Annotated in this window: 26 protein-coding genes and 1 tRNA gene; 7 read left to right on the top strand and 20 right to left on the bottom strand. The window is 64.4% G+C overall.

Annotation, left to right across the window (positions count from 1 at the left end; genetic code table 11):
• Window positions 1-8: 8 nt before the first annotated feature.
• From B5D62_RS20990 to gyrA, 8 genes are all read right to left on the bottom strand, one after another.
• The gene (locus tag B5D62_RS20990) at window positions 9-1,163 is read right to left on the bottom strand and encodes a polysaccharide biosynthesis/export family protein (RefSeq protein WP_085935899.1); all 1,155 of its coding nucleotides are present in this window, start codon (window positions 1,161-1,163) and stop codon (window positions 9-11) included.
• A 49-nt stretch (window positions 1,164-1,212) separates the two neighbouring features.
• Complete coding sequence (locus B5D62_RS20985; RefSeq protein WP_170921048.1) at window positions 1,213-1,587, bottom strand: STAS domain-containing protein; 375 nt, start codon at window positions 1,585-1,587, stop codon at window positions 1,213-1,215.
• 5 nt (window positions 1,588-1,592) lie between these two features.
• Window positions 1,593-2,735, bottom strand: coding sequence for a glycosyltransferase (locus B5D62_RS20980; protein ID WP_085935897.1), 1,143 nt, complete (start codon window positions 2,733-2,735; stop codon window positions 1,593-1,595).
• Window positions 2,736-2,741: 6 nt separating this feature from the next.
• Window positions 2,742-3,524 (bottom strand): ABC transporter ATP-binding protein, encoded by a 783-nt coding sequence (locus B5D62_RS20975; protein WP_085935896.1) that lies wholly within the window; start codon window positions 3,522-3,524, stop codon window positions 2,742-2,744.
• Window positions 3,502-4,380: an ABC transporter permease gene (locus B5D62_RS20970; RefSeq protein ID WP_085935895.1), complete on the bottom strand. Its 879-nt coding sequence runs from the start codon at window positions 4,378-4,380 to the stop codon at window positions 3,502-3,504. The genes B5D62_RS20975 and B5D62_RS20970 overlap by 23 nt, the downstream gene beginning before the upstream one ends.
• A gap of 28 nt (window positions 4,381-4,408) precedes the next feature.
• A tRNA-Lys gene (locus tag B5D62_RS20965) sits at window positions 4,409-4,483 on the bottom strand.
• Window positions 4,484-4,570: 87 nt separating this feature from the next.
• The gene (gene coaD / locus B5D62_RS20960; protein WP_085935894.1) at window positions 4,571-5,077 is read right to left on the bottom strand and encodes a pantetheine-phosphate adenylyltransferase; all 507 of its coding nucleotides are present in this window, start codon (window positions 5,075-5,077) and stop codon (window positions 4,571-4,573) included.
• A gap of 70 nt (window positions 5,078-5,147) precedes the next feature.
• The gene (gene gyrA, locus B5D62_RS20955) at window positions 5,148-7,961 is read right to left on the bottom strand and encodes a DNA gyrase subunit A (protein ID WP_419188800.1); all 2,814 of its coding nucleotides are present in this window, start codon (window positions 7,959-7,961) and stop codon (window positions 5,148-5,150) included.
• A gap of 170 nt (window positions 7,962-8,131) precedes the next feature.
• Here gyrA and B5D62_RS20950 point away from each other — a divergent pair, with 170 nt between their 5' ends.
• Window positions 8,132-8,773, top strand: a complete 642-nt coding sequence (locus B5D62_RS20950; protein ID WP_085935892.1) for an HAD family hydrolase — start codon at window positions 8,132-8,134, stop codon at window positions 8,771-8,773.
• 122 nt (window positions 8,774-8,895) lie between these two features.
• Here B5D62_RS20950 and ssb read toward each other — a convergent pair whose 3' ends face one another.
• Complete coding sequence (gene ssb / locus B5D62_RS20945; protein ID WP_085935891.1) at window positions 8,896-9,381, bottom strand: single-stranded DNA-binding protein; 486 nt, start codon at window positions 9,379-9,381, stop codon at window positions 8,896-8,898.
• A 257-nt stretch (window positions 9,382-9,638) separates the two neighbouring features.
• On the opposite strand from ssb, the gene uvrA reads away from it, so the two are divergent.
• Complete coding sequence (uvrA, locus tag B5D62_RS20940) at window positions 9,639-12,527, top strand: excinuclease ABC subunit UvrA (protein ID WP_085936010.1); 2,889 nt, start codon at window positions 9,639-9,641, stop codon at window positions 12,525-12,527.
• Window positions 12,528-12,551: 24 nt separating this feature from the next.
• Here the strand turns inward: uvrA and B5D62_RS20935 are convergent, their stop codons facing one another.
• From B5D62_RS20935 to pdxH, 3 genes are read right to left on the bottom strand one after another with little or no spacing between them, the layout of a single operon-like run.
• Window positions 12,552-14,042: a bifunctional aminoglycoside phosphotransferase/ATP-binding protein gene (locus tag B5D62_RS20935; protein ID WP_085935890.1), complete on the bottom strand. Its 1,491-nt coding sequence runs from the start codon at window positions 14,040-14,042 to the stop codon at window positions 12,552-12,554.
• Between the two features lie 4 nt (window positions 14,043-14,046).
• Window positions 14,047-14,973: a cation diffusion facilitator family transporter gene (locus B5D62_RS20930; RefSeq protein ID WP_139374000.1), complete on the bottom strand. Its 927-nt coding sequence runs from the start codon at window positions 14,971-14,973 to the stop codon at window positions 14,047-14,049.
• Entirely contained in the window at window positions 14,946-15,539 is a 594-nt protein-coding gene (gene pdxH / locus B5D62_RS20925; protein WP_085936008.1) for a pyridoxamine 5'-phosphate oxidase, read from the bottom strand. The genes B5D62_RS20930 and pdxH overlap by 28 nt, the downstream gene beginning before the upstream one ends.
• Before the next feature lie 80 nt (window positions 15,540-15,619).
• Between pdxH and fabI the strand changes: the two genes are divergently transcribed.
• From fabI to sppA, 4 genes are read left to right on the top strand one after another with little or no spacing between them, the layout of a single operon-like run.
• Window positions 15,620-16,456, top strand: coding sequence for an enoyl-ACP reductase FabI (gene fabI / locus B5D62_RS20920; protein WP_085935889.1), 837 nt, complete (start codon window positions 15,620-15,622; stop codon window positions 16,454-16,456).
• A gap of 17 nt (window positions 16,457-16,473) precedes the next feature.
• Window positions 16,474-17,544, top strand: coding sequence for a chorismate synthase (gene aroC, locus B5D62_RS20915; RefSeq protein WP_085935888.1), 1,071 nt, complete (start codon window positions 16,474-16,476; stop codon window positions 17,542-17,544).
• A gap of 1 nt (window position 17,545) precedes the next feature.
• The gene (locus B5D62_RS20910; protein WP_085935887.1) at window positions 17,546-18,082 is read left to right on the top strand and encodes a hypothetical protein; all 537 of its coding nucleotides are present in this window, start codon (window positions 17,546-17,548) and stop codon (window positions 18,080-18,082) included.
• Between the two features lie 18 nt (window positions 18,083-18,100).
• Window positions 18,101-19,864, top strand: coding sequence for a signal peptide peptidase SppA (sppA, locus tag B5D62_RS20905; RefSeq protein ID WP_085935886.1), 1,764 nt, complete (start codon window positions 18,101-18,103; stop codon window positions 19,862-19,864).
• A 15-nt stretch (window positions 19,865-19,879) separates the two neighbouring features.
• On the opposite strand, the gene B5D62_RS20900 is transcribed toward sppA, so the two are convergent.
• Genes B5D62_RS20900 through B5D62_RS20870 form a run of 7 tightly spaced genes read right to left on the bottom strand, consistent with a single transcriptional unit; the run spans window position 19,880 to window position 25,083 of the window.
• On the bottom strand, window positions 19,880-20,383 hold the full coding sequence (locus tag B5D62_RS20900; protein WP_170921047.1) for a 2'-5' RNA ligase family protein: 504 nt from the start codon (window positions 20,381-20,383) through the stop codon (window positions 19,880-19,882).
• A 2-nt stretch (window positions 20,384-20,385) separates the two neighbouring features.
• A complete protein-coding gene (locus B5D62_RS20895; RefSeq protein ID WP_218191179.1) occupies window positions 20,386-21,213 on the bottom strand; it encodes a DUF169 domain-containing protein in 828 nt (275 codons plus the stop codon).
• A 31-nt stretch (window positions 21,214-21,244) separates the two neighbouring features.
• On the bottom strand, window positions 21,245-21,982 hold the full coding sequence (locus B5D62_RS20890) for an SDR family NAD(P)-dependent oxidoreductase (RefSeq protein ID WP_085935884.1): 738 nt from the start codon (window positions 21,980-21,982) through the stop codon (window positions 21,245-21,247).
• Window positions 21,975-22,763: an alpha/beta fold hydrolase gene (locus B5D62_RS20885; protein ID WP_085935883.1), complete on the bottom strand. Its 789-nt coding sequence runs from the start codon at window positions 22,761-22,763 to the stop codon at window positions 21,975-21,977. The genes B5D62_RS20890 and B5D62_RS20885 overlap by 8 nt, the downstream gene beginning before the upstream one ends.
• 2 nt (window positions 22,764-22,765) lie before the next feature.
• Window positions 22,766-24,061 carry an O-acetylhomoserine aminocarboxypropyltransferase gene (locus B5D62_RS20880; protein ID WP_085935882.1) on the bottom strand — a complete coding sequence of 432 codons (1,296 nt, stop codon included), beginning with the start codon at window positions 24,059-24,061 and terminating at the stop codon, window positions 22,766-22,768.
• A gap of 39 nt (window positions 24,062-24,100) precedes the next feature.
• On the bottom strand, window positions 24,101-24,886 hold the full coding sequence (locus B5D62_RS20875) for a 3-hydroxybutyrate dehydrogenase (RefSeq protein WP_085935881.1): 786 nt from the start codon (window positions 24,884-24,886) through the stop codon (window positions 24,101-24,103).
• An 8-nt stretch (window positions 24,887-24,894) separates the two neighbouring features.
• The gene (locus tag B5D62_RS20870) at window positions 24,895-25,083 is read right to left on the bottom strand and encodes a DUF1192 family protein (protein WP_085935880.1); all 189 of its coding nucleotides are present in this window, start codon (window positions 25,081-25,083) and stop codon (window positions 24,895-24,897) included.
• A gap of 66 nt (window positions 25,084-25,149) precedes the next feature.
• Between B5D62_RS20870 and B5D62_RS20865 the strand changes: the two genes are divergently transcribed.
• Window positions 25,150-26,142 (top strand): NAD(P)H-quinone oxidoreductase, encoded by a 993-nt coding sequence (locus tag B5D62_RS20865; RefSeq protein ID WP_218191178.1) that lies wholly within the window; start codon window positions 25,150-25,152, stop codon window positions 26,140-26,142.
• Window positions 26,143-26,170: 28 nt separating this feature from the next.
• On the opposite strand, the gene B5D62_RS20860 is transcribed toward B5D62_RS20865, so the two are convergent.
• Complete coding sequence (locus tag B5D62_RS20860; protein WP_085935879.1) at window positions 26,171-26,824, bottom strand: DUF1013 domain-containing protein; 654 nt, start codon at window positions 26,822-26,824, stop codon at window positions 26,171-26,173.
• Window positions 26,825-26,927 lie beyond the last annotated feature (103 nt).

Below are 26,927 nucleotides of genomic sequence, written 5' to 3'. Positions count from 1 at the left end.
CCGTTCGATCAGAACGAGGTCGTCGTCGTGGTGGTACCCTTGGCTACGCCCACAATCGAGACCGTACGGTACAGCGCGGACAGGATTTTATTGTACTCGTAAAGTGGCGCATTCGTGACGTAAATCACGTCTCTCGCTTGCATGCCAAATTGTTGCGCCACGAAAATGGACACGGGCTGCATCAGGTCCAACCGGAAGACGCGCGCCCGGGCCGAGGGATTATCCTGGATATCCCCCATCCGAAACACGAAGACGCCGGTCTTGTTGGCGCGCTCGTCAGACAGACCATGGACCTCGCCCAAGGCCTCCAGCAGCGTCATGTTCGACTTGGTCAGTTCGACATTACCGGCCTTGGCGACTGCGCCCAGCACGGTGAAGACCTGCGAATTGGGGCGAAGCACGATCTCGTCGCCCTTCTGAATGCCGATATCGGCCCCAGCCAGGAGTTCCGAATACTGCTTGTCCAGAATGACGGTGCCATGCCGGCGGACCACGGCCTGCAATTGAGTCGCGACTCCAACGGGGCCCCCGGCCCGGTTGACAGCGTCCACGACCGAGCGGGTGCCCTCGAGCAACGACAGACGGCCAGGGTTCTTCACCTCGCCCGACACCATGACGGTGTTGTTCCGGTCGGCCACGTACTCGACGATCACTTGCGGATTCTGGGCCTTGTTGCCTAGCTGGGTGACGATCTGGCGCTCGATCTGGCCCAGATCCATACCCGCCACCCGGACGGTTCCGACATAGGGCACCTCGATCGTGCCGTCGTCGGTTACGCGCTGGTTGCCGAGATCCGCTCCCGGCTTCTGGATAGTCGGAAAGATACTGCCTTCGTACGGCTCGAAGATGCGAACCTTGAGGACGTCGCCGGGCGCTACGGCCACGCGGGCACCGGCCGAAAGATTGCTGGTCGTGGAAGTTTGATCGACTGTCGCAGGAGGCCGATAGGCCACCACCGTCGTCGGCGTCAGGTCGATGAGATCAAACGGCAGCGCTTCGCTGCTCGTCGACTTCGCGCCATTCATCCACGGCCCGTCGCCGGGGATCGCCTGGCAGCCCGCCACCGCCACACCCAGGCCGAGGACAATAGCAGTAGGTCGACCGATGGCCTGCAGCCACGTCCAAATTGTCAATTCTCGATCTCCGTGCGGAACGGTCGGCATGCAAACGCCGCTCCACGTTCTTTGGGTCTTGCCTCAGCCTACCCAGTAATTAACCTGTGGTGCCACGGCGGTGCAAGCGCTCCGCCGGGATTCTCCCCGTCTTTGCATTCAAACGAGCCGCCGCTTCCTCTGGTGAGTCGGCGATATCCAGAAGCTGCCAGAAGCCAGAAACAAGCAGACAATCTTCGGCAGCTCCGCTGAAGCTGCAGAAGACGACATGGGCCTGCCGGTCTTCGGCACTGCGCAGCGCTGTCGCCAGGGCGCGCACGCCGGCGGCACTCATGTATGTCACGGCACTGCCATCGACGACGAGCCGGGCGCCGGGATTCAACGCATCCAGCATCGACTTCTGCACCTCCAAGGCGGTTACCGAGTCCACCCGCCCGGGCAGTCTGATCGTGGTGATATCCTTGACCTGATCCATTCCGCTCATACGGGCTTCCCCGAAACCTCATCCCCGCGCTTTCGCCACTGTCCGCCGAGGTCAGTCCCCCGCCAGTCTATATTGCGCCCGGCAAGGGCGCGAACCATCAACCAAGGGGCCAGGACCTCGCGCACTAGCGCCGCGCATGCAGCGCGGGGGCCGAAGGCCAGGCCCCGTCCCGACATGAACCATTTCTCGGCACAAAGCCAAGCGAAGATATGAAGGGCGAGGCCGGCGGCAGCCAAACTGGGGCCGGCCCCGAGCGCGGCCAGGCCGATCAGGCCGGCCACGCCCGAGACAGCGGCGCCGATCGCCGGCTCCCAGAGGACTAGGGGCCAGACCGGGAGACGAAGGCGGGTGCGGGCCCAACGGACCTGGCGCATCCATACATCCGCCCAGGTTCGCGATCCGACCGGCAGCCGCAACATGATCGAGCCCAGCCTAGTCGCCAGGCCAAGCTCACGGACCGACCGGGTGACCGAATAGTCGTCCGCGATCCAGCGGTTGAAGCCACGCCAGTTCCCGATGCGCTGCAAGGTACTGTGTGACATTAAAGTCACGCCTCCTGATGCGACGGCGAGACCCAACCGGTCGGCAGCAAACAGGAATCGCGCCTGGTGGCCATTGATGTAAGCGCATTCCAACTCGGCTGCGAACGTCTCTGGGCGGACGGCCGCTTTCAGCGCCAGGACAAGCCCCACCGTATCGGATAACGGAGCCGAAGCGCACCGCAGTTCCTCGGCACCCAGGACAATGCCCGCATCGCACAAGGCGACGACCGGCCGACTGGCGGCTTCGAGGCCCTTGCGCACATTGTTCATCTTCGGATTGAAGGTCGTATCGGTGCCGACCAGGATCGGCGCGTCGGGCCAGAGTGCGCGCGTCGCGGCGATTGCAGCATCCTCGGCAGTGGCGACGCAGATCAATACCTCGACGCCGGCCTGCGCCAGTGTCTGCAAGCCGCCGACATAGGCTGCCGATGCATCCGTCGCTCCTTTCATCGGAGCAACGATGCTGAATTCCTTGGGTAAGTGCCGCGGACTAGGCGACGGTCGGGGATTGCGGGCGAGTGCGGCGCTCACCCACTGGATGGCCGAACCTGTCCCCCACCAGCCGAGTCCCAGCCAAACCAGCACATCGCCGGCCATGCCGCATCACCCGCTCGCGGAGAAGCGATGTACATCGTCCTTCTCCACCAGCAGGGCCCGGTGATAGGACCGGATGACCTCGCTTGGATCGCCCTGCTCGCGGATGCGGCCTTCCTCGATCCAGATGGCCCGCGTGCACAGCCGGCGAACCTCCGCCATGGAATGCGAAACGAACAGCAATGTTCCAGTCTTGCGAAAGCTGTCGATCCAGTCGAGGCACTTGCGCTGGAAGGCCGCATCGCCGACGGCCAGAGCCTCGTCGACGACCAGAATTTCCGCTTCGACATGGGCGCAGATCGAGAAGGCCAAGCGCGTCTTCATGCCCATCGAATAGTGCTTGACCGGCTGTTCCATGTAATCGCCGATACCGGCGAATTCGGCGATCGAGTCGAACTTGCGCAGAATTTCGGCACGCGTGAGGCCCAGCACGGCGCCGCCGATCATGACATTCTCGCGTCCCGACAATTCGAGGTCGAAGGTCGAGCCGAGCGCCAGCACGGGGGCGATCCGGCCGTTGACGCGCAGTTCGCCGTGGGTGGGCAAGGTCATGCCGCAGATCACCTGCAGGAGCGTGGACTTGCCACAGCCGTTGCGACCGAGGATCCCGATGCTCTCGCCCCGCCTGATTTGCAGATCGATGTCGCGCAGGACCCAGAATGGCTTGAAGTAGGTCTTGTACCAGCCGAACATCACCTGCTTCAGCCAGTCGTTGCGACGGGCATAGAGCTGGTACGCCTTTCCAAGGTGCTTGGCCTGGACGACGATGTCAGATGACGTCGACGATGACATTCCGATACCTGTCGAAGAACCAGTAGCCAAAATAGAAGGTGAACACCGAGGTGAAGAGCGTCCAGGCGTAGACATGCCAGTTCGGCAACTTGGCGAGCAGTACGATGTCGCGCATGACCTCCACATAGCCTGTAAGCGCGTTCGCGTAGATCCAGAAATCGAATGGCGGCGGCAGCGATTCGTGGGGATAGAAAACCGGCGTCGCGAACATGAACAGCGGCACTACGTTGATCATCAGGTAACCGGCGTCGCGTGTGAAGGCACCAATGGCGCACAGGAACCACGACATTCCGACCAGAAATCCCATGAACGGGATGAACATCAACGGCAGCAGCAGCACGGTCCATGGCAACGAGTGCACCATGGCGAGTTGGAACAACAGCATCACGCTGATGGAGATCACGGTATAGAGCGTGGCGCGCAACGTCGAGATCACCGCCAGCATGTCGCTCGGGAAGATCGTCTGCTTGATGAAGTGCGTGTACTCGTGCAGCAGCATCGGCGCACGAAACGCCATCTCCGAGAAGAAGTTGAAGACGATGATGCCGCTGAAGATGAACAGAGCATATCCCACGCGGGGACCGGCATTGCCGTCGGACAGCGGCAGCTTGAGATTGGTCGTGAAAGCGAAGGTGTAGACCGCGATCGCAAGCAACGGAGCAACCACCGCCCAGACCCAGCCGGCGACGGAGCCCTTGAACCGCTCGCTGACTTCTCGCCGCAGGATCGCTCGGATCAAATCACGGTGATGCCACATCTGCGAGAAGGGCTTGACCAGGAAGCGGACCACCCGCTGGGCCGGGCCGAGGTTCTCGACCACGATCTGCTTGCCGTTGACGACATTCACCGACGGCATGAGCCGCTTCTCTCCTTATTCGGTCCCGTGGTGAGCCCGGTGGGGTACGATCCCACGACCCTCTGATTAAAAGTCAGATGCTCTACCGCTGAGCTACGGGCTCGTCCCGGTGTCGCGCTGCAGGCCAAAACCTCGCGCGGCGCCCGTATAAAGTGCGCCGGCCCTCCGGTCAACGCACCCTCGGGGGGTATCACGTCCGGGCAAATTTGCGCTTGAGGCGTTCGTAGACCTTCTGGGACACGAACTGGGACGTGTCGCCGCCCAGCCGTGCGATATCCTTCACCAGCGACGAGGCGATGAACTGGTGACGGTCCGAGGCCATCAGGAAGATGGTCTCCACATTCGGCTCCATACGGGCGTTCATATTGGCCATCTGGATCTCGTACTCGAAGTCCGATACCGCCCGGAGACCGCGAATGATGAGGGAGGCCTTCATCTCGCGCGCAAAATGGATCAGCAGCCCCTCGAACGGCACCACCTCGATCCGGTCGCGCTCCGCCTTCGGGAAATCCGCGATGTCGTCCTGGATGATTTCGATCCGCTCTTCGAGCGAGAACAGCGGGCCCTTGCCGATGTTGATCGCCGGTCCGATGATCAGTTTGTCGACCAGCCGCAACGCACGCCGTACGACTTCCATGTGCCCGCTGGTTATCGGATCGAACGTGCCCGGATAAACGCCCGTACGCTCTACGGCCATGTCTCCCCCTTATTCCCCGATTACGGGTGCGCCAATTGCCGCGGCGAAGTCTTAGCGACACGGGCCGTCCTTATCCACCGTTTGTTTCGGAATGATCATCGGCTTGGCCGTTGGCACCGGCATCGTCGTCATCGCCGATTCGAACGGCGGAAACGACACGCTCGCCTTCACTGACATTGACGATCCGCACGCCGCGTGTGCCGCGACCTGCAATGCGGATTCCGTCGACCGGACAGCGGATCAGGGTCCCGCCATCGGTAACCAGCATGACCTCGTCGCTCTGCAGCACCGGGAACGCCGCAACGACCTGCCCGCCCTTGGCCAGGTTCATCAGTTCCACGCCCTTTCCGCCGCGGCCGGTGACACGATACTCGTAGGCGGAGGTGCGCTTGCCGAAACCGGACGAGGCCACGGTCAGCACGAATTCTTCCTTGTCTTGCAGCGCGTTGAAGCGCTCGGGCGACAGGGATGTGGTTACGGCTACAGGCTCCTCGGGTTGTGCTGCCGCCTCCTCCGCGCCGTTGCCGCTCTCCTCCTCCAGATTTGCCAGCTGACGTAGCGCGCGGGACTGGCGCAGGTAAGCGTCACGCTCCTCGGTCGCGATGCCCTTGCCGCCGTCGACCAAAGACATGGAGATCACCTCGTCCCCGTCGGCCAGGGCGATACCCCGGACGCCCGTGGAGGCGCGGCTCTGGAAGATACGAACCGTCGACACCGGAAAGCGCATGGCGCGACCGAGGCGCGTCGCCAGCAGCACATCCTGGTCTTCACCGCAGACCGCGACGCCGATCAGACGATCACCGGCATCGTCGCCCTCGAACTTCATGGCGATCTTGCCGCTCTGGTGCACGTTCACGAAATCCGACAGTTCGTTGCGCCGCACTCCGCCGCGCGCCGTCGCGAACATAACGTGCAATGTCGCCCAGCTGGCCTCGTCCTCCGGCAAGGGCATGACCGTGGTAATGGTCTCGCCCTCGCCAAGAGGCAGCAGGTTCACGAATGCCTTGCCGCGGGCCTGGGGAGCGCCGAGCGGCAAACGCCAGACCTTGAGTTTGTAGACGATGCCGCGGCTCGAGAAGAACAGCACCGGCGTGTGGGTGTTGGCCACGAACAGGGTCGAAACGAAGTCGTCGTCCCGCGTGGCCATGCCGGAGCGCCCCTTGCCGCCACGGCGCTGAGCGCGATAGGCCGAGACCGGCACGCGCTTCACGTAGCCGCCGTGCGTCACGGTCACCACCATGTCCTCGCGCTGGATCAGATCCTCGACATCCTGCTCGAACTCGTTGTCCAGGATCTCCGTCCGACGCGGCGTGGCGAACTGTGCCTTGATCGCGACCAGTTCTTCGCGCATCAGCGCGAACAGCTTGTCCCGATCGCCCAGCAATTCGAGATATCCCTCGATCAGCTTGGCGACATCGGTCAGCTCTTCGGCGATCTTGTCGCGTTCCAGGCCGGTCAGGCGCTGCAGTCGCAGCTCGAGGATGGCGCGCGCCTGGGCTTCCGAAAGTCGATAAGTCCCCTCGGCCGAGACCTCCCGCCCAGGCTCCGCGATCAGCGCGATCAGGGGCGCCACGTCGGCCGCCGGCCAGTCCCTGGCCATCAAGCGATCGCGGGCGACAACCGGATCCGGCGACCGCCGGATCATTTCGATCACCTCGTCGATATTCGCGACGGCAATGGCAAGACCGACCAGCACATGGGCGCGGTCCCGAGCGTGATTGAGCTCGAACTTGGTGCGGCGCGTCAGGACGTCGGCGCGGAAGCGGATGAACGCCTCCAACAGCTCCTTCAGCGTCATCAAGCGCGGCCGGCCGCCGTCGAGCGCCAGCGCATTGACGCCGAAGCTCGTCTGCAACGGCGTGAAGCGATAGAGCTGATTCAGCACCACGTCAGCCATCGCATCGCGCTTCAGTTCGACCACCAGACGCACACCGTCGCGGTCGCTCTCGTCGCGGACTTCGGAAACGCCCTCGACCTTCTTGTCGCGCACCACCTCGGCGATGCGCTCGTGCAGGCGCGCCTTGTTCTCCTGGTAGGGAATTTCCGTGATGATGATCGCCTCGCGGCCGCCCCGGATCTCCTCGACCCTGGTCTTCGCCCGCATGATCAGCGAACCACGGCCAAGCTCGTAGGCGGCACGGATGCCATTGCGACCGAGGATGCTGCCGCCGGTCGGGAAATCCGGGCCTGGCACGTACTCCATTACCTGCTGGATGGTCAGCTCGGGATTGTCGATCAAGGCACAGCAGGCGTCGATCAGCTCACCGAGATTGTGCGGCGGGATATTGGTCGCCATGCCGACGGCAATGCCGCCGGCACCGTTCGCGAGCAGGTTCGGGAAGGCTGCCGGCAGAACCGTCGGCTCCCGCTCGCGCTCATCGTAGTTCGGCTGGAAGTCGACCGTATCCTTGTCATAGTCGGCCAGCAGCGACTCGGCAGCGACCGCCAGACGCGCCTCGGTATAACGCATGGCTGCCGGCGGATCGCCATCCATCGAGCCGAAATTGCCCTGCCCGGAAATCAACGGCAGGCGCATGGAGAAATCCTGCGCCATGCGAACCATGGCGTCGTAAATCGCCGAATCGCCGTGCGGGTGATATTTACCCATCACGTCGCCGACGATACGGGCCGACTTACGAAACGGCCGAGTCGAGTCGTAGCCGTTCTCTTTCATCGCGTAGAGAATGCGCCGCTGCACCGGCTTCAATCCGTCGCGCGCATCGGGCAGAGCGCGGGACACGATCACGCTCATCGCGTAATCGAGATACGATCGACGCATCTCTTCTTCGATCGTGATCGGCGCTGTGTCGTGCGGTGGCGTCGGCGGAGGCGTGTCAGAGGGTGGCGGCGCCGGCGGGAGGGTCGTATCGTCGCTCAAAGAGATACCTGGTTTTTGCTCGTTCTATTGGCATCGCCGGGAGTCGGCGAACGCATTTCGCACAGTAGCAAAACGGGCTGAAAACACCAACAAAAAACGCGCCCGGAAGGCATCTTTAACACATTGATTTTATTGGCTAAATTTCCGCTGAAAATAGCCCGTGGAAAGGCCCCCTTTTGCCCTCGAAAACCACCCCTTCCAGCCCTACTGTCGCGGTCTTCGATTTCGGCGGCGTTCTGGTCGACTGGAACCCGCGGCACCTCTATCGGAAGCTGATTCCCGATCCGGCCGAGATGGAGCGATTCCTGGCCGAGGTCACCACCCGCGACTGGCACACGGTGCAGGATCACGGCGGCGATCCGGCCGTCGCGACGCGGCAGCTGCAGGCCCTGCATCCCGGCAAGGAAGCGCTGATTGCGGCCTTTTACGATCGTTTCGACGAAATGAACGAATACGCCTTCCCGGAGATGGCGGCTCTCGTCGAACAGCTGCACGAAGCGGGGACGCCGCTCTACCTGCTGTCGAATGCACCCAACCTGCTCGATCCGTGGCTGCGCGGGCCCGCTCGGGAACGACATCCCTTCTTGGGTTTGTTCCGCGACTACGTTGTCTCGGGACTGGTTGGACATTCCAAGCCCAATGCCGAGATCTATGAACTGGTTTGCCGCACCGGTAGCTTCGAACCGGCGGACGCGGTCTTCATCGACGATGTGCTAGCAAATGTCGAAGGGGCCCGAGCAGCCGGCATGACAGCCATCCATCATCGCACGCCTGAGGAGACGGCGACCGAATTGCGTGCCTTGGGCTTCGCGATCTAACCCGCCGCTCGAACATCCGTCGGGGTGGCTGTTCGAGGTGTCGCCCTATCCTTGCTCCGGCCGGCAGACGCGAAAACGGCGGCACTCGACCCGCAAGTGCCGCCGCCGACCGCATACTGTCCCTAGAAGGGGATATCGTCGTCGAGTTCAGGCTTGCTGCTGCCGCGCGCGGCCGGACGGCCACCACCGCCGCCGCTCGGCATGCCGCCACCACCAGTGTCGTCCTCCGGTCCACCGAAGCCGCCGCCTTCACCGCCCCGACCATCCAGCATGGTGAGGGCGCCGCCGAAACGCGGGATCACGACCTCGGTCGTGTAGCGCTCCTGGCCGCTCTGATCGGTCCATTTGCGCGTCGCAAGCTGGCCCTCGACATACACTTTCGAGCCCTTGCGGATGTACTTCTGCGCAACTTCCGCCAGCTTCTCGTTGAAGATCACCACGCGGTGCCACTCGGTACGCTCCTTGCGCTCGCCGCTCTGGCGATCGCGCCACGTATCCGACGTAGCCACCGACATGTTCACCATGGAACGGCCATCCTGCATGGCCCTAACTTCAGGGTCGCGGCCGAGATTGCCGACCAGGATGACTTTATTGACGCTGCCCGCCATGGGGGCCTCCCTCGCCTTCCCGGTGCCGCGGGACGCAGCACCTACCTCACGGCCGGCAACCTACTCCGGCGGTCCTGTGGGCAGCCACCGATTTCCGGTCATGGCCTTCGTCGACCTTGCCACGGGATCCCCGTGACGGTGGGACAGGTCCGGAAAATGGCGACCTGTGACAATTCCTGACACGTTTCCCGGTGGCGGAATCGGCTGTGGATAGCCATATGCGCGGATCGCGCGCATCGCCTATTCTCCCGGACCAGATGGCAAAGTCACGCTTACCCGCCGCCGAGCCGCACCGGTTCATTTCGATCCGGGGCGCCCGCGAACACAATCTGAAGAACGTCGACCTCGACCTGCCCCGCGACAAGCTGGTGGTGATCACCGGTCTGTCGGGCTCGGGCAAATCCTCGCTCGCCTTCGACACCATCTATGCCGAGGGCCAACGGCGTTATGTCGAAAGCCTGTCGGCCTACGCTCGGCAGTTCCTCGAACTGATGCAAAAGCCGGACGTCGATTCGATCGAAGGTCTGTCACCGGCCATCTCGATCGAGCAGAAGACGACCTCGCGCAATCCGCGCTCGACCGTCGGTACGGTCACCGAGATCTACGATTACCTGCGCCTGCTGTTCGCCCGCGTCGGCGTGCCCTATTCCCCTGCCACCGGCTTGCCGATCGAAAGCCAGACGGTGTCGCAGATGGTCGATCGGGTAAAGGCGATGCCGGAGGGCACGCGCCTCTATCTGATGGCGCCCATCGTGCGAGGCCGCAAGGGCGAGTACCGGAAGGACCTGCAGGAGCTGCAGAAGAAGGGATTCCAGCGCGTCAAAATCGACGGGAAGCTGTACGAGATCACCGAAGCACCAGCGCTCGACAAGAAGTACAAGCACGACATCGATGTCGTGGTCGATCGCCTGGTCGTGAAGCCCGACCTCGGCAATCGCCTCGCCGACTCGATCGAGACGGCCCTGAACCTTGCCGAAGGCCTGGCCATTGCCGAGAACGCCGACACCGGCGAGCGTACCGTCTTCTCGTCACGCTTTGCCTGCCCGGTTTCGGGTTTCACGATCGAGGAGATCGAGCCGCGCCTGTTCTCGTTCAACGCCCCGCAGGGCGCCTGTCCGTCGTGTGACGGTCTTGGCGTGAAGATGTTCTTCGACCCCGAGATGGTGGTGCCGGACGACCGGCTTTCGCTCGCCGAAGGCGCCGTCGCGCCCTGGGCGGACTCGTCCGGGCAGTATTACCAGCAGACGCTCGAGAGCATCGCCAAGCACTACAAGGCCAAGATGTCCACGCCCTGGCGTGACCTGCCGAAGAAGGTGCGCGACGTCATCCTGAACGGCAGCGCCGGCGAAGCGATCGCCATGCGCTACGACGACGGCATTCGCCAGTACCAGACGACCAAGCCATTCGAGGGCGTGATACCCAATCTCGACCGCCGCTGGAAGGAAACCGATTCCTCGTGGGTTCGCGAGGAACTCGAGCGGTTCCAGCACGAGAGCAAATGCGAGGCCTGCGGCGGCGCTCGGCTCAAGCCCGAAGCGCTGGCGGTCAAGATCGCCGGCCTCCACATCAGCCAGGTCACCGAATTCGCGATCGGCGAGGCGGTGAAATGGTTCCTTGAGCTCGGCCCCAAGCTCACGTCCAAGCAACGCGAAATCGCCGCGCGTATCCTCAAGGAGATCAACGAGCGGCTGGGCTTCCTCGATAATGTCGGCCTTTCGTACCTGACCCTGAACCGGACCTCGGGCACATTGTCGGGTGGCGAGAGCCAGCGCATCCGCCTCGCCTCCCAGATCGGCTCGGGCCTCACGGGGGTACTCTACGTTCTCGACGAGCCTTCGATCGGCCTGCATCAGCGCGACAACGATCGCCTGTTGAAGACGCTGACTCGCCTGCGCGATCTCGGCAACACCGTGCTGGTCGTGGAGCACGACGAGGATGCGATCCGCGCCGCCGACCATCTGGTCGATATGGGGCCTGGCGCCGGCGCCCATGGCGGCAGGGTCATCGCCGAGGGCACGCCCGACGAAGTAATGCAGAACAGCGCCAGCCTTACCGGTCAGTATCTTTCCGGCTTCCGGCAGATTCCGGTACCGCAGATGCGGCGCCAGCCGCCGGCCAAGAACGGCCGCTGGCTGACACTCAGGGGCGCTCGCGCGAACAACCTCCAGAACGTGACGGCCGGCATCCCGCTCGGCACCTTCACCTGCGTCACCGGCGTATCGGGGTCCGGCAAGAGCACCTTGATCGTCGAGACGCTCTACAAGGCTCTGGCCAAGCGCCTGAATGGCGCTCGCGAACATCCGGGCGAGCATGCCGGCCTCGATGGCATCGGCCATCTCGACAAGATCGTCGATATCGACCAATCGCCGATCGGCCGGACGCCGCGCTCGAATCCCGCCACCTATACCGGCGCCTTCTCCCCGATCCGCGACTGGTTCTCGCAGCTGCCCGAGTCGACCGAGCGCGGCTACAAAGCCGGCCGTTTCTCGTTCAACGTCAAGGGCGGCCGTTGCGAGGCCTGCCAAGGCGACGGCGTCATCAAGATCGAGATGCACTTCCTCCCTGACGTTTACGTCCAGTGCGACGTCTGCAAGGGCAAGCGCTACAATCGGGAGACGCTGGAAATCACCTTCAGGGGCAAGTCGATCGCCGACGTGCTCGAAATGACCGTCGACGAGGGTGTCGAGTTCTTCAAGGCGGTGCCCGTCATCCGCGACAAGCTGCTGACTTTGCAGCAGGTCGGCCTGGGCTACATCCATATCGGCCAGCAAGCCACGACGCTCTCCGGCGGCGAGGCTCAGCGTGTGAAGCTTGCCAAGGAACTTTCCCGCCGCGCCACCGGGCGCACGCTCTATATCCTCGACGAGCCCACGACGGGCCTGCATTTCGAGGACGTGCGCAAGCTGCTGGAAGTCCTGCATCGGCTGGTCGAGGGCGGCAACACGGTCTTGGTGATCGAGCACAATCTCGAAGTCATCAAGACCGCCGACTGGATCCTCGACATGGGCCCGGATGGCGGTTCAGGCGGCGGACGCCTGATCGCCGAGGGGCCGCCGGAGGAGATTGCGCGGGTGCCGGAAAGCTATACCGGCCAGTATCTCGGCCGCCTCCTGCCCCGCGGCACCGCGTCGAAGAAGCGAGCCTGACAGCGGAGTGCGCAGGGCGCTCCGCTACCGCCGCTTCCAGCCGATCTCGCCCAGCTCGTAGCTGAACTGACGGGCCACGACATCCGGCGTCGCATCCGAGGCGTCGGCTTTGCGGCCAGCGACGCGGGCTTGAGCCACTTCCTTCGGCACGTCGAGCCATATGCCCTCGAACGGCACGCCGACCTTCCGCGCCAGCTCCTCTGCCGCGGCGCGTTCCTCCGGCCGGGCGAAGACCGCATCGAGCACCGCACTCTGCCCCGACCTTAGAACCCGATCGGCGCGTTCGATCATCGCGGCGTAGACGGCGGCAGACGCCTGTGGCGTGTAACTACCGGGCGGCATGCGCTGCTCCAGCGGGATGCCCGCCGCACGTTTCCGCTCGACATCGCTGCGCACGACGATGGCCCCGGGGACGCGTCCGATGCCGGGCGCAATGGCCATGGCCTTCGTCGTCTTGCCGCTCCCGGAAAGTCCGCCGACCGCCACCAGCCGCGGCGGCGCAGGCTTCAGCACTTCCAGCGCCAGCCGCTGGTACGCGCGAGCCAGATCGGTATCGCCGCCCTTTACCGCGGCAACCGATGCATCGACATAGGCGCGGATGGCGGCGCGACGACTGAGAAACATCGGCAACAAGGCCAGCGCTTCCTCGTGCGGCGCCAACGGCAATTCCTTGATTCGCCACAGCCATTCGTTCAGCAGCCGGTTGGCCAGCGGCCACAGACCACGATGGCCGAGATCCATCAACGCGAAGGCAAGATCGTACAGCACATCGATGTTGGCGATGCGCGCCGAGAATTCGATCGCATCGAATGGCGTCGGCTGGCCTTCGATCAGGACGATATTGCGGAGATGAAGGTCGCCATGGCAGCGCCGGATCGCTCCGGCCTCGACCCGCCGCGCAACCACGTCGAGGAACGGCTCGAGGGAGCGCGGCATCGCTTCGGCCAGCGCTTCGCTGAGTTCGGGATCGAGTCTGGCGCCGTGCTCGCGCATCTGTCGCACGTCGGCCGCCACCGAATGACGATAGTCGTCCGGCCGGCCAAACCCGTTCCGGATCGCTGGAAGTCGGTCATGGATCGACGCGACCCGAGCGCCGAGCAGTGCCATGAGATCCGGCGTGAGGCTCCCCTTCTCCGCCAGCCGGTCGAACAGGGCCTCGTCGTCGAAGCGCCGCATGACGACCAGCCAATCCACCGCGTCATCTGCCGCCTCGTCGAGTTCGCCCAGAACCAGGCCGGTGCGGTTACGCCGGACCGCCGCCACGCCGAGATAGATCTCCGGCGCCATGAGGCGATTGATCTCGATTTCCGCCCGGCACATCTCGGCCCGCCGCTCGACCGTCGAGAAATCCATGTAGGGAAACTTCACGGCCCGCTTCAGCTTGTAGGCGCGATCCTCCCTCAGGAAGACCACGGCGCCGTGCGTGTCGATGCGCCGGGCCGGCGCCAGCCGCTTCTCGAGAAAGTCGATGACCTCCGATTGGTCCTCGATGACGAAGGACGGACGGTCACCCATTACGTCAGCGGCGGGCGCCGAGGTCGTGGTCGTTCCAGGGATCGATATGCAGGATCACTTCCGCCTGCGGAAAAGCCTCGCGGATCTCGGCTTCGATCGAGTCGCCCATCACATGCGCCCGCCCCAGCGACATCGTCGGCTGGAACACGACATGGAGCTGGATGAATTGCGTCAGGCCCGAGGAGCGCGTGCGCAGATCGTGCACGCTGCGGACCCCCGGATGGCGCATGGCCAAATCCAGAATACGCTGCCTGTCTTCCGCCGGCAGCTCCCGATCCATGAGCACGTCGATCGAGGTCCGGCCGATCGACCATGCCCCGATTACCAGATAGGCCGCGACGCCCAGGGCGACGGCCAGATCGATCCAGGGCTGCTCGAGCCGGCTGGCCGCCACGATGCCGGCACCGACCGCGATATTGGTGACGAAATCCGTCGTGTAGTGGGCCTTGTCCGCCGTGATGGCGATCGACTTGGTCATGCGTACGACATAGTTCTGAAATGACATCAGCGCGAAAGTCAGGACGATCGCAACGCCGCTGACCAGCAGGCCGGCGAACTCCTGTTGCACCGGTCGCGGATGGAGGAAGCGATCGATGACCGTAAGCACCAGACCGCCAGCGGAAGCGGCGATGAAGCCGGCCTGCGCCACACCGGCCAACGCCTCCGCCTTGCCGTGACCGAAGCGATGGTCCTCGTCCGCCGGAACCAGAGCCTGCCGGATGGCGACGAAGGTGATCATCGAACTCACGAGATCGAGCGCCGAGTCGACCAGCGAAGAGAGCATGCCGATCGAGTCGGTCAGTAACCAGGCCAGAGCCTTGGCGACGATCAAGATCGCGGCCACCGACATCGAGGCGATGCTCGCGCGCCGCATCAGGCGCGCGGCGACCTCAGGCTCGGCCGTCAGGGATACAGCGTGCGTGTCGACCACGGTGCACCGGGGGTTGGGCGACTATACTCCAAACGATCATGCAGCCGGAAAGCACCATCCTGCCAGAATTCGATCAGGAGGGGCTGCAGGCGAAAGCCGGACCAATGGTCAGGCCTAGGCACCTTGCCGATGACGTATTTCGCCGTGACCTCGGCCACGCGCTTCTCCAGTGCGAACCGGCTCTCCAGCGGTCGCGATTGCTCGGATGCCCAGGCCCCGATCTGGCTGCCGCGGGCGCGGGTGGAAAAATAGGCATCGGCTTCCTCGGGCGTGGTCTTCTCGATCGGCCCTTCGAGCCGCACCTGCCGCCGCAAGGATTTCCAATGGAACAGGAGGGCCGCTTTCGGATTGGCCAGGAGCTGGCGCCCCTTGCGGCTTTCGTAATTCGTGTAGAACACGAAACCGGCAGGATCGTAATCCTTCAGCAACACCATACGAACCGAGGGCATGCCGTCCGGCCCGACCGTCCCGAGGGCCATGGCCGACGGATCGTTCGGTTCGCTCTTGACGGCCTCGGCATACCATTCGGCAAAAAGATCAAGCGGATCGGCTTTCTCGCGAATCATGATCCACACAATATGGAGGGCCAAGGCGCCTTTCACCACCGGCATCTTGTCCCGCTGACGCAGCCCCGCTAGAACGGGGCATGACTGCAGCTGCACAATTAATGGCCGGAAAAAAAGGCCTGGTCATGGGCGTCGCCAACCATCGGTCGATTGCCTGGGGGATCGCAAAAGCCTGCCACGATCATGGCGCCCAGCTTGCCTTCACCTATCAAGGGGAAGCGCTCGAGAAGCGCGTGCGTCCGCTGGCGCAGGAGATCGGCAGCGAGCTGGTCCTGCCCTGCGACGTTTCGGATGCAGCCAGCATCGACGCGACCTTTGCCGAAATCGAGAAGAAATGGGGCGGCCTCGACTTCCTGGTCCATGCCATCGCCTTCTCGAACAAGGACCAGCTGAAGGGTCGGTATCTCGATACGACACCTGACAATTTCCAGCTGACAATGAATATCAGCTGCTACTCCTTCACCGCCGTCGCCCAACGCGCCGTGCCGCTGATGAAGGACGGCGGCAGCCTGCTGACCCTCACCTATTACGGCGCCGAGCGCGTCATGCCGCACTACAACGTCATGGGCGTCGCCAAGGCGGCGCTCGAGGCGAGCGTGCGCTATCTGGCCGCGGACCTTGGCGACAGGAAGATCCGCGTCAACGCCATTTCCGCGGGTCCGATCAAGACCCTGGCCGCATCGGGCATCGGCGACTTCAATTACATTCTCAAGTGGAACGAACTGAATGCGCCGCTCAAGCGCAACGTTTCCACCGAGGAAGTCGGCAATGCCGGTCTCTATCTCCTGTCGGATCTCGGCAGCGGCGTGACCGGTGAGGTAATGCATGTCGATGCCGGCTATCATGTCGTCGGCATGATCAAGACCCAGTCGGCCAAGCAGCTCAGCGAGCTGCTCGCCAATTTCGACGACGACTAACGCGGAGGCCGCCGGCCATGGCCGGCAGCAGTTTCGGCACCCTCTTCCGGTTCACCAGCTGGGGCGAAAGCCACGGGCCAGCGATCGGCTGCGTGGTCGATGGCACGCCATCCCGGATCGCCCTCAGCGAGGCCGATATCCAGGTGTGGATGGACAAGCGCCGTCCCGGCCAATCGCGCTTCGTGACGCAGCGGCAGGAGCCGGATACGGTCAAAATCCTGTCAGGCGTGTTCGAAGGCGTGACGACCGGTACGCCGATCGCACTGCATATCGACAACGTCGATCAACGGAGCCGCGACTATGGCGATATCAAGGATCAGTTCCGCCCGTCGCATGCCGACTACACCTACTTCAAGAAATATGGCGTGCGCGACTATCGCGGCGGCGGTCGGCAGTCGGCGCGAGAGACGGCAGTGCGAGTCGCGGCCGGCGCCATTGCCCGCAAGATCCTGGGTGATGGCGTCACCATTCGCGGCGCGGTGATCCAGATCGGTACGGAGAAGATCGACCGTGCGACGTGGGACTGGGACGCCACCGCCGACAATCCGTTCTGGTGTCCCGACCGCCAGGCCGTCCAGCGATGGGAAGGTTATCTCGACGATGTGCGCAAGCGCGGCAGTTCCTGCGGAGCGGTGATCGAGGTCGTGGCGTCCGGCGTTCCCGTCGGTTTGGGCGAACCTGTCTACGACAAGCTCGATGCCGATCTCGCCAAGGCGCTGATGAGCATCAATGCCGTCAAAGGCGTGGAGATCGGCGACGGCTTCGCAACCGCTGCCATGAGCGGCGAGCAGAATGCCGACGAGATGCGGATGAAGGACGGCCATCCGACCTTCCTCAGCAATCATGCCGGCGGCATCCTGGGTGGCATCTCGACGGGCCAGGATATCGTCTGTCGTCTGGCCGTGAAGCCGACCAGCTCGATCCTCTCGACCGTGCGCAGCGTCGATCGCTTCGGCAATGACGTCGAGCTTCGGACGAAAGGCCGGCACGATCCGTGCGTCGGCATCCGCGCGACGCCTGTCGCCGAGGCGATGATTGCCTGCGTCCTTGCCGACCATCTGCTGCGCCATCGCGCGCAGTGCGGCTAAGATGGCCGCCCCCGAATCCCTCCAGGCGCGGTACGGAAAGTTTCACAATCTGAGCATGGCGTTGGTGGCGGTCGCCATGGTGGCTGCAGCGGTCCTGCATTTCGCCACCCATCCGGCCAATGCTCCGAGCCCGTCGCTGGCGGACCCGCGGACGGTACTGTTCGCGGTCCTGGCCGTGGCGATGCTCTACTATGCCTACATTGGCATCAGCCACGCCCTCGATCGCGAGCCGCAGGTCGTGATCGATCGCAATGGCATCCAACTCGGCTTTGGCCGGAATCGTCGCCTCGGCTGGTCCGATGTGCAATGGGTGCGCCTGCGTCGGCTCGCACTGCGTCCGCAATTGCAGATCGGCCTGCTGCCGGAAGCATTCGTGGCGGCGGATCTTAGGCTTTCCATGTGGAGTCTCGATGACGGACTCCGGCCTATTCGCGGCGTCCCTGCGGGGGTGCTCGTCCGCGACAACGGGCTCGACACCTCGGCGTCCGCAATGCTTGACGCTGTCAGAAGGTTTCGGCCCAATCTCGTCAAATCCTGATCAGTTGGAGAGCCCGCCATGAGGCGGTTTGTTGTTGGCCTGCTCGCGACCATCGGCGCCATTACACTGCTGCTTGCCGGAGTGGGTGTGTACTTCGCCGCCCGGGGCCCCTTTGCCACCCGTTCCCTTCCCTCCTCGATGGTACTGTCGCTCGACCTGCGCAGCCTGCCGCCGGAGACCGTTTCGTCCGATGTCCTGAGCAGCCTGTGGGCGGGCAGCTCCCAGGATATCGTCGATACGGTTCAGGCCCTCTGGCGCGCCGCCGACGATCCGCGCGTCAGCGGCCTCTATGTGGAGATCGGCGACGAGGACGCCGGACTGGCGCGAGTGCAGGAGCTCCGCGAAGCTATTCAGCGCTTCCGCGGCAAGGGCAAGTTCGTGATCGGGTTCGCCGAGTCGCTGGGCAGCAGTGGCGATCATTTCTCCGATTACTATCTCGCCTCGGCGCTCGATCGCATCTGGCTGCAGCCGAGTGGCGGTTTCGGCGTGGCCGGCCTCGCCATCGAGACCCCGTTCGTGAAGGCCGGACTCGACAAGCTCGGGGTCCGCATGGAAGGGGGCAAGCGCTACGAATACAAGAGCGCGCCCGATACCTTCACCGAGACCGCGATGACCGCCCCGGCCCGGGAAAACCTTCAGCAGCTGATCGACGCGCTCTACGGCCAGTTCATCGAGGATGTTTCCCGTGAACGTCATATCGCGCCGGCCAAGCTTCGACAGTTGATCGACTCCACGCCCTTCGATTCCGAGCGGGCCCGCACCGAGGGGCTGGTGGACAAGATCGGCTATCGCGCCGACGCCATGGACGATGTCTGGCAGCGGGCAGGAAAGACCCACGATCTGGTGTCGCTCTCCGACTACAGCGATGAGGATCGCCGGCCCAAACCTCGCGGCGACGTGATCGCGCTCGTTCGCGTCAGCGGCACCATCGTCTCTGGCCCAGGCAGCGATACACCGCTCGACGACGACCTGCAGGCGGCGTCGGACGACATCGTCGACGCCCTCGATGCGGCCGCCCAGTCGAAGGACGTGAAGGCCATCGTTCTGCGGATCGACTCCCCTGGCGGTACCTATCCCGCCGCGGATGCCATTGCCGACGGCGTTGCCCGCGCTCGTGCGGCCGGCAAGCCCGTGATCGTTTCGATGGGCGACGTCGCCGCTTCGGGAGGCTATCTCGCCGCCGTGCGGGCCGATGTGATCGTGGCCGAGCCCAGCACCATCACCGGATCGATCGGCGTATTCGGCATGTGGCCGGTGGCGATGCCCGACCTGCTCAACACGCTTGGCATCAAGGTCGATCGCCTCACCGCCGGCGCCAATGCCGGCATGTTCTCCTCATTCCACCTTCCCAACGCCGCTCAGCGCGCCGCGATAGGCCGGCAGCTCGACGCCATCTATGCCGACTTCGCCCATCAGGTCGGCGAGGCCCGGCAACTCGACGCCACCCGGCTCGACCTAGCCGCCCGCGGCCGTGTATTCGGCGGCGTCGATGCCCGTCGTGCCGGACTGATCGACGAGCTGGGCGGCTTGCAGCTGGCGTTCAGCATCGCCAAGGCAAAGGCCGGCATCGACGAAAGCAAGACCATCGACGTGCAGCGCTTCCCCCAGGACAACGACCGCCTCCAGCGCGTCATCGATCGTCTCAGCCGGTTGGCCAACGTCGCCACGAACGGCCCCGAGATGCGGCCGCCGCGGGAACTTCGTGATCTGCTGAGACGATTGGGCATCTCGGCGCATGCGGGAAATGTACGCCTGCCGCCGATGCCGCCGCTCTGGCATTGAGCACGGGCCGGGCTGTCAGCCCGCCAATCGGACCTGCTTGATCGTCTCGAGGGCGTCACCTTGGTGCCGCAGGAGGCTCAACTCCTCGATCCGGCCGTGCATCGGCAGATGCTGACGCTCGATGACGCGGGCGACCTGTTCGGCATCGGCCGAGCGCTGAAATAGACCCAATGTAATGTGCGGTTCGAAGTCCTCGTCGCCCGGCACCGGGTTCAGCGCCTCGTGAAGTCCCGCCAGGGCGGAGGCGCCTTCGCTCGGAACCGCATAAAGATAGGCGGAGCGCGAGGGCGGCCGCTGATCGAGCCGAACCACGCGGTCCAGCAAAAACCAGAAGGGGCGCTGCTGGACCTGTTCCAGCGCCGCGTGCAACGAGCGTTCGCGCTCGGGCGGCGCACCGAAGACGAGCGTGAAATGCGGGCCGATCAGGTCGGCCTCGCCAGCGTGATATTGCGCCCGTATCCGCCGCAATGCGGTGTCGTCGGTCTCGCTCAGGATCGGCCAGGCGACGACGTAGAGCACGGTCAGCTGTAGCTCTTGGCCATGCCAAGCGCCGGATCCATCACCGCGCCATAGGGCGGGAACGGATAGCGCAGCCCGTTCTTGCCGAGATGGCCCATGCCCTCGATCGCCCGCAGGAACTCATCCGGCGGGCAGGCCATCAGCAGTTCGTCATCGGCCACGCCGCCATAGCGTCGCTCGGCGAAGCACGGCAGCGACAGCGAGGTCTGACGCGTCGCCAATGCCCGCCCCCAGGAATCGGCGCAGGCACTCTCCCCAGTGACGGTGAAGTCGTAGCGACGATAGCGATGGTACTGCAGGCCGTTGATGAAATAGATCATCTGGCCGGGCGTGCCGTAGAACAGGCAGATATCCGGCGGATCGAGCCGGCCCGACCGCAATGGCGAGACCGCAAGGCCGTTATAGGTGCCGTTCGGCACGCGCGGCATCTGGGCCTGATGGGCAGCCGACGCTTCCTTGTTGCCAAACCACACGCCGTTCATGTGATCGCCCGACAGGAAATCCTCACCCGGATGATTGAGGCCGACGACGCCCCCGCAGTTGCCGCCGCGCGTATTGTCGACAGTGATGCCGAGGGTAAAGCCGTACCAGCGCGACTGGGTCACCATCTGGCACATGGTGAACTTGAAGCCCTCGGTCGGCTTGCGAATGCCCGGAATCTTTTCCATGTCCGCCGGGTTCTCGAACAGCTTCATGCCGATCGGCTGCGTGCGGATGCGCAGGAGTTCGATCAGCTTCGCACTGGCCTCCGCCAGCATCTTGCCATCGATCTTCTCGGGCGGTGTCCACGGAGCGGTCTTGTAGCCGGGCGGCAAGGTCTGGACGTTCATGGTTCCTCCGTCGCTTTTGGGTCTTGGCGCCTCAGGTCAGATTGAGTCCACCGTCGGCGATCAGGATCTCTCCCGTAACGTAATCGTTGCGACAGAACGCGGCCACCAGATCGGCGATGTCATCTGGTTTCGCAGGACGGCGCATCGGGGACTTGGTGTTCCAGAGCTCATAGGCGGCTTCCCATCCCGTGCTCATGGCCGTATCGACCAGGCCGGGGGCGACGCAGTTCACCCGGATGTCAGGCCCAAGCGTGAGCGCCAGCAGCCGCGTGGTGTGATGGAGGGCCGCCTTCGACACGGCATAAGGGATGGACGATCCCTTCGGTCGCACGCCGGCATGCGTGCCGATATTCACGATGCAGCCCGGTCGGCCCGTCCGCGCCGAGGCGCGCAGCGCCGTTTCGGCCTCGGTGATCAACATCCAGGGCGCGATCAGGTTCACGTCCATCATGCGCCGCCAAACCGCCGGCGTTGCCGCCTTGAGGTCGGCGTGGGGAAAGCGAGCGACGGCACCGGCGTTGTTCACCAGCACATCGAGCCGGCCATGATGGGCCAGCACATCGCGCACGAGGCTGCCGGCGCTTTCGACCTGTTCGAGATCGGCCGCGTGATAGCTCGCGCCCGGCAGTCCAGTCAGCAGGGATGCCATCTCCGAGGCCGACCGACGGCCATGCAACGCGACGCGATAGCCCTCCTTCGCGAGACGCCGCGCAATTGCGGCACCGATCCCCTGGGTCGAGCCGGTGACGAGGGCGACCCGATCAGACATGGCGCTTCAGGGCCTCAAGCGTCTCGTCCGGACGCTCCACCATCATGAAATGTCCGCAGTTGGGAATCACGACCGTCTCGGCGCCGGCAATGGCGGCCGCCAGGGATTTGGCTTTTGCCGCCGGCGTCATCAGATCGCCGTCTCCCAGCACGAGCACGGTCGGGCATTTGACGGCGGAAGCGCGGGCAAGCACGTCCTTATAGGCATTGCAGGCCGCAAGATCGGCATGAATGACGTCGGGCTCGTTATGCGACAGCACCGCCAGGGACTCACGACGCAGCCACAGGCCGGGCGAGACCATGCCACCCTTGTGCAGCGAATTGCCGATCCCCCAGAAGGTCATCAGCTCCTGTACCTTGAGGGTGTTGGCCTTGGCCGACTCGAGCATCTCGGGATGAACGGGCATCTCGGTCGCGACTCCGCAGAGGCCGAGTGCCCTCACCTTGCCGCCATGACGGCCGGCACAATCGAGCGCCACCAGCGCCCCCATCGAATGGCCGACCAACGCCGCGCTCTCGAGGCCGGCCGCGTCGATCAGGCGCGCGGTCCAATCCGCCATGTCGGCAATGCTGGTCAGCATCGGACCTTCCGACCAGCCATGTGCCGGGAAGTCCACCGCCAGCACGCTGCGGCCATGATGCGCGAACCAGCGCGTCTGCAGGCGCCAGCCCGTGCGGTCGAAACCGGCGCCGTGGAGGAAGATCACCGCGGGCTTGGACGGATCGAAGCTCACGCCGCCCGTCGTCGCGAAGACATCGCGACCGTCCACTTTGAGTTTCATGGTCAGCCCTTTTGCGACGCGCGCAGCGCCTGCCCGAGATCGTCGATCAGATCGTCGGGATCCTCGAGGCCGACCGAGAGACGAATCATGCCTTCACCGATACCGGCGGCCTGCAATGCCGCGGCATCGAGCTGCGCGTGCGTGGTCGAGGCAGGATGGATCACCAGCGACTTGGCGTCACCGACGTTGGCGAGATGCGAGAACAGCTTCAGCCGTTCGATGAAGCGGCGCCCCGCTTCGCGCCCGCCCTTGATGTCGAAGCTGAAGATCGAGCCTGCCCCCTTGGGCAGGAGACGGTTGGCGAGCTCATGGTCCGGATGCTCGGGCAATTCGGGCGAGGCAATACGCTCGACGGCCGGATTCCCCTTGAGGAAGGCGACGACCTTGCGCGCATTCTCGACATGACGTGCCACGCGCAGCGGCAGTGTCTCCAGTCCCTGGAGCAGATAGAAGGCGTTCTGCGGCGCCAGGCAGCAACCGAAGTCGCGGACGCCTTCGGCACGGGCACGCATGATGAAGGCATGCGGGCCGAACTCCTCGGCGAAGTCGATGCCGTGATAGCCGGCGTAGGGTTCGGTGAGGGTGGGGAACTTACCCGAGCCCTCCCAGTCGAACCGACCGGAGTCGACGATCACGCCGCCGATCGCCACGCCGTGGCCGCCGATGAACTTGGTGGCCGAATGGAAAACGATATCGGCGCCAAGGGTCAGGGGCCGGCACAGGATCGGCGACGCGAAGGTGTTGTCGACCATCAGCGGGATCTTCGCCGCGTGCGCGATGTCGGCGATGGCCGGGATATCGAGCACTTCGCCGCCCGGATTTCCGATCGTCTCGCCCAGCACCAACCGGGTCTCGGACTTGATTGCCTTGGCGAACCCATCGTGGTCGCGCGGATGCACGAAGGTCGTGGTGATGCCGAAGCGCGGCAGGGTGAGCGCCAGCATGTTGCGCGTGCCGCCATAGAGCGATGTCGAGGCGACGATGTGGCCGCCGGCGCCCATCAGCGTGGCGATGGCGATATGCAACGCCGCCTGTCCGCTCGACACGCCGAGCGCTCCCGATCCCTCCTCGAGTGCCGCGACGCGCTCCTCGAACACGCTGACGGTTGGGTTGGAGATGCGGCTGTAGATATGGCCGCCGACCTCGAGATTGAACAGGCTCGCCGCATGGTCGACGTCGCGGAAGACGTAGGACGTCGTCTGATAGATCGGCACCGCCCGCGCCCCCGTCACCGGGTCGGGATGCTGGCCCGCATGCAAGGCGAGCGTATCGGGCTTCAGGAACTTCGCTTCGACCACCGGGTCTCCCCCTCTCGCTCTCGCCTCGAGAGCTGTTTCTTATTGAGCCGTCCAGCCGCCGTCCGATACGAGCTGAGTGCCCTGCATGTTCGACGCCGTATCGGAGGCCAGGAATACGGCGAGACCGGCGATCTGTTCGGGCTTGGTGAACTGCAGTTGCGGCTGTTTCTCGGCCAGCAGGTTCTTGGCCGCCTGCTCGACCGGGATGCCCTGCTCCTTCGCGCGCGCATCGATCTGCGCCTGCACCAGCGGGGTGAGGACCCAGCCCGGACAGATGGCATTGCAGGTGACGCCGGTATCCGCGCACTCCATGCCGACCACCTTGGTGAGACCGACGATGCCGTGCTTGGCGGCCACATAAGCGACCTTGTGCGTCGAGGCCACGAGGCCGTGGGTACTGGCGATGTTGATGATGCGCCCCCACTTCCTCGCCTTCATCGCCGGCAACGCGGCCCGGATGGCATGGAAGGTGGCGCTGAGGTTGATGGCGATGATCGCGTCCCACTTCTCGATCGGGAACTGCTCGATCGGTGCGGTGAACTGGATGCCGGCATTGTTCACCAGGATGTCTACGGCACCGAAGGCGGCTTGGGCTTTGGCGACGAGATCGGCGATCTCGGCCGGCTTGCTCATGTCGGCGCCGTCATACTCGACCCGCACACCGTTCTTCTTCGCCATCTCTTGCTGGAGCTTGGCGATCGCGGCCGGATCGCCGAAGCCGTTGAGCATGACGTTGCAGCCTTCGGCCGCGAAGGCCTCGGCGACGGCCCGACCGATCCCGCTGGTTGAGCCGGTGACGATGGCGGACTTACCCTTGAGCGACATGACGTGCCTTACCTCTTGAAGAATGCCGCGGCAGCTGAAGCATGGCTTTGCTTGGCCTTGATCTTGGCTTCGACCCGTTCGATCTCCGCCTTCAAGGCATCGACGTACTCCTTGAGCGCGTCGACGCTCATGTCGTCGAGGTTGACGGGTTTCGTCCTCTTATTGCGCGGATCGAGATCCTCGAGATCGAAGGCCATGGCAAGACTCCACGGAAGCGGCTAAGTGAGACCTACCATTGCTCCCCTAGAACCGAAAGGCCGGCCATGAGCGCGCTGCCCGCAACGATGATGTGCGTTGAAATCAAGACTCCGGGCGGGCCCGAGGTCCTGGTGCCGACACAGCGGCCCGTGCCGCAACCCAAGGCAGGCGAACTGCTGGTCAAGGTGGCGGCGGCCGGCGTCAATCGCCCCGACCTGGCGCAGCGTGCGGGCACCTATCCGCCGCCGCCGGGTGCGTCCGATCTGCCGGGCCTCGAATGCGCGGGAACGGTTGCCGCGATCGGTGACGGCGTCAGCGGCTGGAGTGTGGGCGATGCGGTCTGCGCGCTGACACCGGGCGGCGCCTATGCCGAATATTGCACCGTCCCCGCCCCGCAATGCCTGCCGCCTCCGAAGGGCTTCGACATGCTGCACGCGGCGGCGCTGCCAGAGAACTACTTCACGGTCTGGCACAACCTGTTCGAGCGCGGTCGCCTCGAGGCCGGCGAGTCGGTGTTGATCCATGGCGGCGCCAGCGGCATCGGCACCACGGCGATCCAGCTCGCCAAGGCCTTTGGTGCCAAGGTGTTCACGACGGTCCGCAATGCCGAGAAGGCCGAGGCCGTGGTCAAGCTCGGCGCCGATCACGCCATCCTCTACAAGGACAACGACTGGGCGGCCGAAGTGAAGAAGCTGTCGGGCGGCGTCGATGTCGTGCTCGACATGGTGGCCGGCGACTATCTGCCGAAGAACCTGCAACTGCTGAAGCAGGACGGGCGCTGCGTGGTGATCGCGCTCCAGGGCGGCGCGACGGCGACCATCAGCGCCGGTATCGTGATGGTCAATCGCCTCACCCTGACGGGCTCGACGCTGCGGCCGCAGAGCATCGAGAACAAGGGCCGCATGGCACACGGCCTCAAGGAGAAGGTCTGGCCGCTGCTGGAGAGCGGCAAGACCCGACCGATCCTCTACAAGACCTTTCCGCTCAGGGACGCGGCAGGCGCGCACGCGGAACTCGAGCGCGCCAACCACGTCGGCAAGGTGATGTTGACGGTCTGAGGCCGCACCGCGTGCGGCCGCGGAATCATCAGTTGTGGTGCTCGCTGTCGAGCGCGTCCACCTCGGGCTGATCCGCCTCGCCCGGATCCACCGCCTCGGCTTCGACCTCCGACTCGAGCGGCGCCAGGCCGGCCTTCTTGCGCGCCGCATCTTCGCGAGCCGCCTTGCGGCGGGCGCGATCGACCGCGTCGTTCAGATCCTTCAGCGAACACAGCCCCAGTGTGACGGGGTCGCGCGGCCGGACGTTCTGCATGTTCCAATGCGTGCGATCGCGCACCGACTGGACCGTGCTCTTGGTCGAGCCGACCAGCTTGGCGACCTGGCTGTCCTGCAGCTCGGGATGGACCTTCAGCAGCCAGGCGATAGCATCCGGCCGATCCTGCCGCTTGGCGACCGGCGTATAGCGCGGTCCCTTGGAACGGGCCATCGGCTCCGGCACGTCGCGGACGCTGAGTTTCAGTCGCGCTTTCGGATCGACCTCGCAGCGCTTGATCTCTTCCTTGGTCAGCTGCCCGTTGGTCGTCGGGTCCAGTCCCGTCATGCCGCCTGCGACTTCGCCATCGGCGATCGCCTGGATTTCGAGCGGATGCAGGCCGGTGAAGGCCGAGATCTGGTCGAACGTCAGGGTCGTATTCTCGACGAGCCACACGGCCGTCGCCTTGGGCATCAACACTTGCGACATTGATTTCACTCTCCTGCGCTCGGATATAGAGACGCATCCAGCGCGCGCCAACCTGAAAAGCGCCCCCTCCCCTTGGGAACCAGGGCGGGAACAAAAAGAAACG

The organism is Enhydrobacter aerosaccus (genome assembly GCF_900167455.1).
In the GTDB taxonomy this organism is placed as follows: Bacteria; Pseudomonadota; Alphaproteobacteria; order Reyranellales; family Reyranellaceae; genus Reyranella; species Reyranella aerosaccus.
Note: the sequence above shows the minus strand (reverse complement) of the source record. Positions and strands in the feature narration are given on the sequence as shown.

Coding starts and splice junctions, on each gene's coding strand:
- B5D62_RS20870 (WP_085935880.1), bottom strand. CDS start 25,083: ATGGCCTTCGATCTCGAGGATCTCGATCCGCGCAATAAGAGGACGAAA.
- fabI (WP_085935889.1), top strand. CDS start 15,620: ATGACTGCAGCTGCACAATTAATGGCCGGAAAAAAAGGCCTGGTCATG.
- B5D62_RS20910 (WP_085935887.1), top strand. CDS start 17,546: ATGGCCGCCCCCGAATCCCTCCAGGCGCGGTACGGAAAGTTTCACAAT.
- pdxH (WP_085936008.1), bottom strand. CDS start 15,539: ATGATTCGCGAGAAAGCCGATCCGCTTGATCTTTTTGCCGAATGGTAT.
- uvrA (WP_085936010.1), top strand. CDS start 9,639: ATGGCAAAGTCACGCTTACCCGCCGCCGAGCCGCACCGGTTCATTTCG.
- B5D62_RS20860 (WP_085935879.1), bottom strand. CDS start 26,824: ATGTCGCAAGTGTTGATGCCCAAGGCGACGGCCGTGTGGCTCGTCGAG.
- sppA (WP_085935886.1), top strand. CDS start 18,101: ATGAGGCGGTTTGTTGTTGGCCTGCTCGCGACCATCGGCGCCATTACA.
- B5D62_RS20970 (WP_085935895.1), bottom strand. CDS start 4,380: ATGCCGTCGGTGAATGTCGTCAACGGCAAGCAGATCGTGGTCGAGAAC.
- B5D62_RS20895 (WP_218191179.1), bottom strand. CDS start 21,213: ATGAACGTCCAGACCTTGCCGCCCGGCTACAAGACCGCTCCGTGGACA.
- B5D62_RS20980 (WP_085935897.1), bottom strand. CDS start 2,735: ATGGCCGGCGATGTGCTGGTTTGGCTGGGACTCGGCTGGTGGGGGACA.
- B5D62_RS20985 (WP_170921048.1), bottom strand. CDS start 1,587: ATGGATCAGGTCAAGGATATCACCACGATCAGACTGCCCGGGCGGGTG.
- ssb (WP_085935891.1), bottom strand. CDS start 9,381: ATGGCGGGCAGCGTCAATAAAGTCATCCTGGTCGGCAATCTCGGCCGC.
- aroC (WP_085935888.1), top strand. CDS start 16,474: ATGGCCGGCAGCAGTTTCGGCACCCTCTTCCGGTTCACCAGCTGGGGC.
- B5D62_RS20885 (WP_085935883.1), bottom strand. CDS start 22,763: ATGAAACTCAAAGTGGACGGTCGCGATGTCTTCGCGACGACGGGCGGC.
- B5D62_RS20975 (WP_085935896.1), bottom strand. CDS start 3,524: ATGTCATCGTCGACGTCATCTGACATCGTCGTCCAGGCCAAGCACCTT.
- B5D62_RS20990 (WP_085935899.1), bottom strand. CDS start 1,163: ATGCCGACCGTTCCGCACGGAGATCGAGAATTGACAATTTGGACGTGG.
- B5D62_RS20865 (WP_218191178.1), top strand. CDS start 25,150: ATGAGCGCGCTGCCCGCAACGATGATGTGCGTTGAAATCAAGACTCCG.
- B5D62_RS20890 (WP_085935884.1), bottom strand. CDS start 21,982: ATGTCTGATCGGGTCGCCCTCGTCACCGGCTCGACCCAGGGGATCGGT.
- B5D62_RS20935 (WP_085935890.1), bottom strand. CDS start 14,042: ATGGGTGACCGTCCGTCCTTCGTCATCGAGGACCAATCGGAGGTCATC.
- coaD (WP_085935894.1), bottom strand. CDS start 5,077: ATGGCCGTAGAGCGTACGGGCGTTTATCCGGGCACGTTCGATCCGATA.
- B5D62_RS20875 (WP_085935881.1), bottom strand. CDS start 24,886: ATGTCGCTCAAGGGTAAGTCCGCCATCGTCACCGGCTCAACCAGCGGG.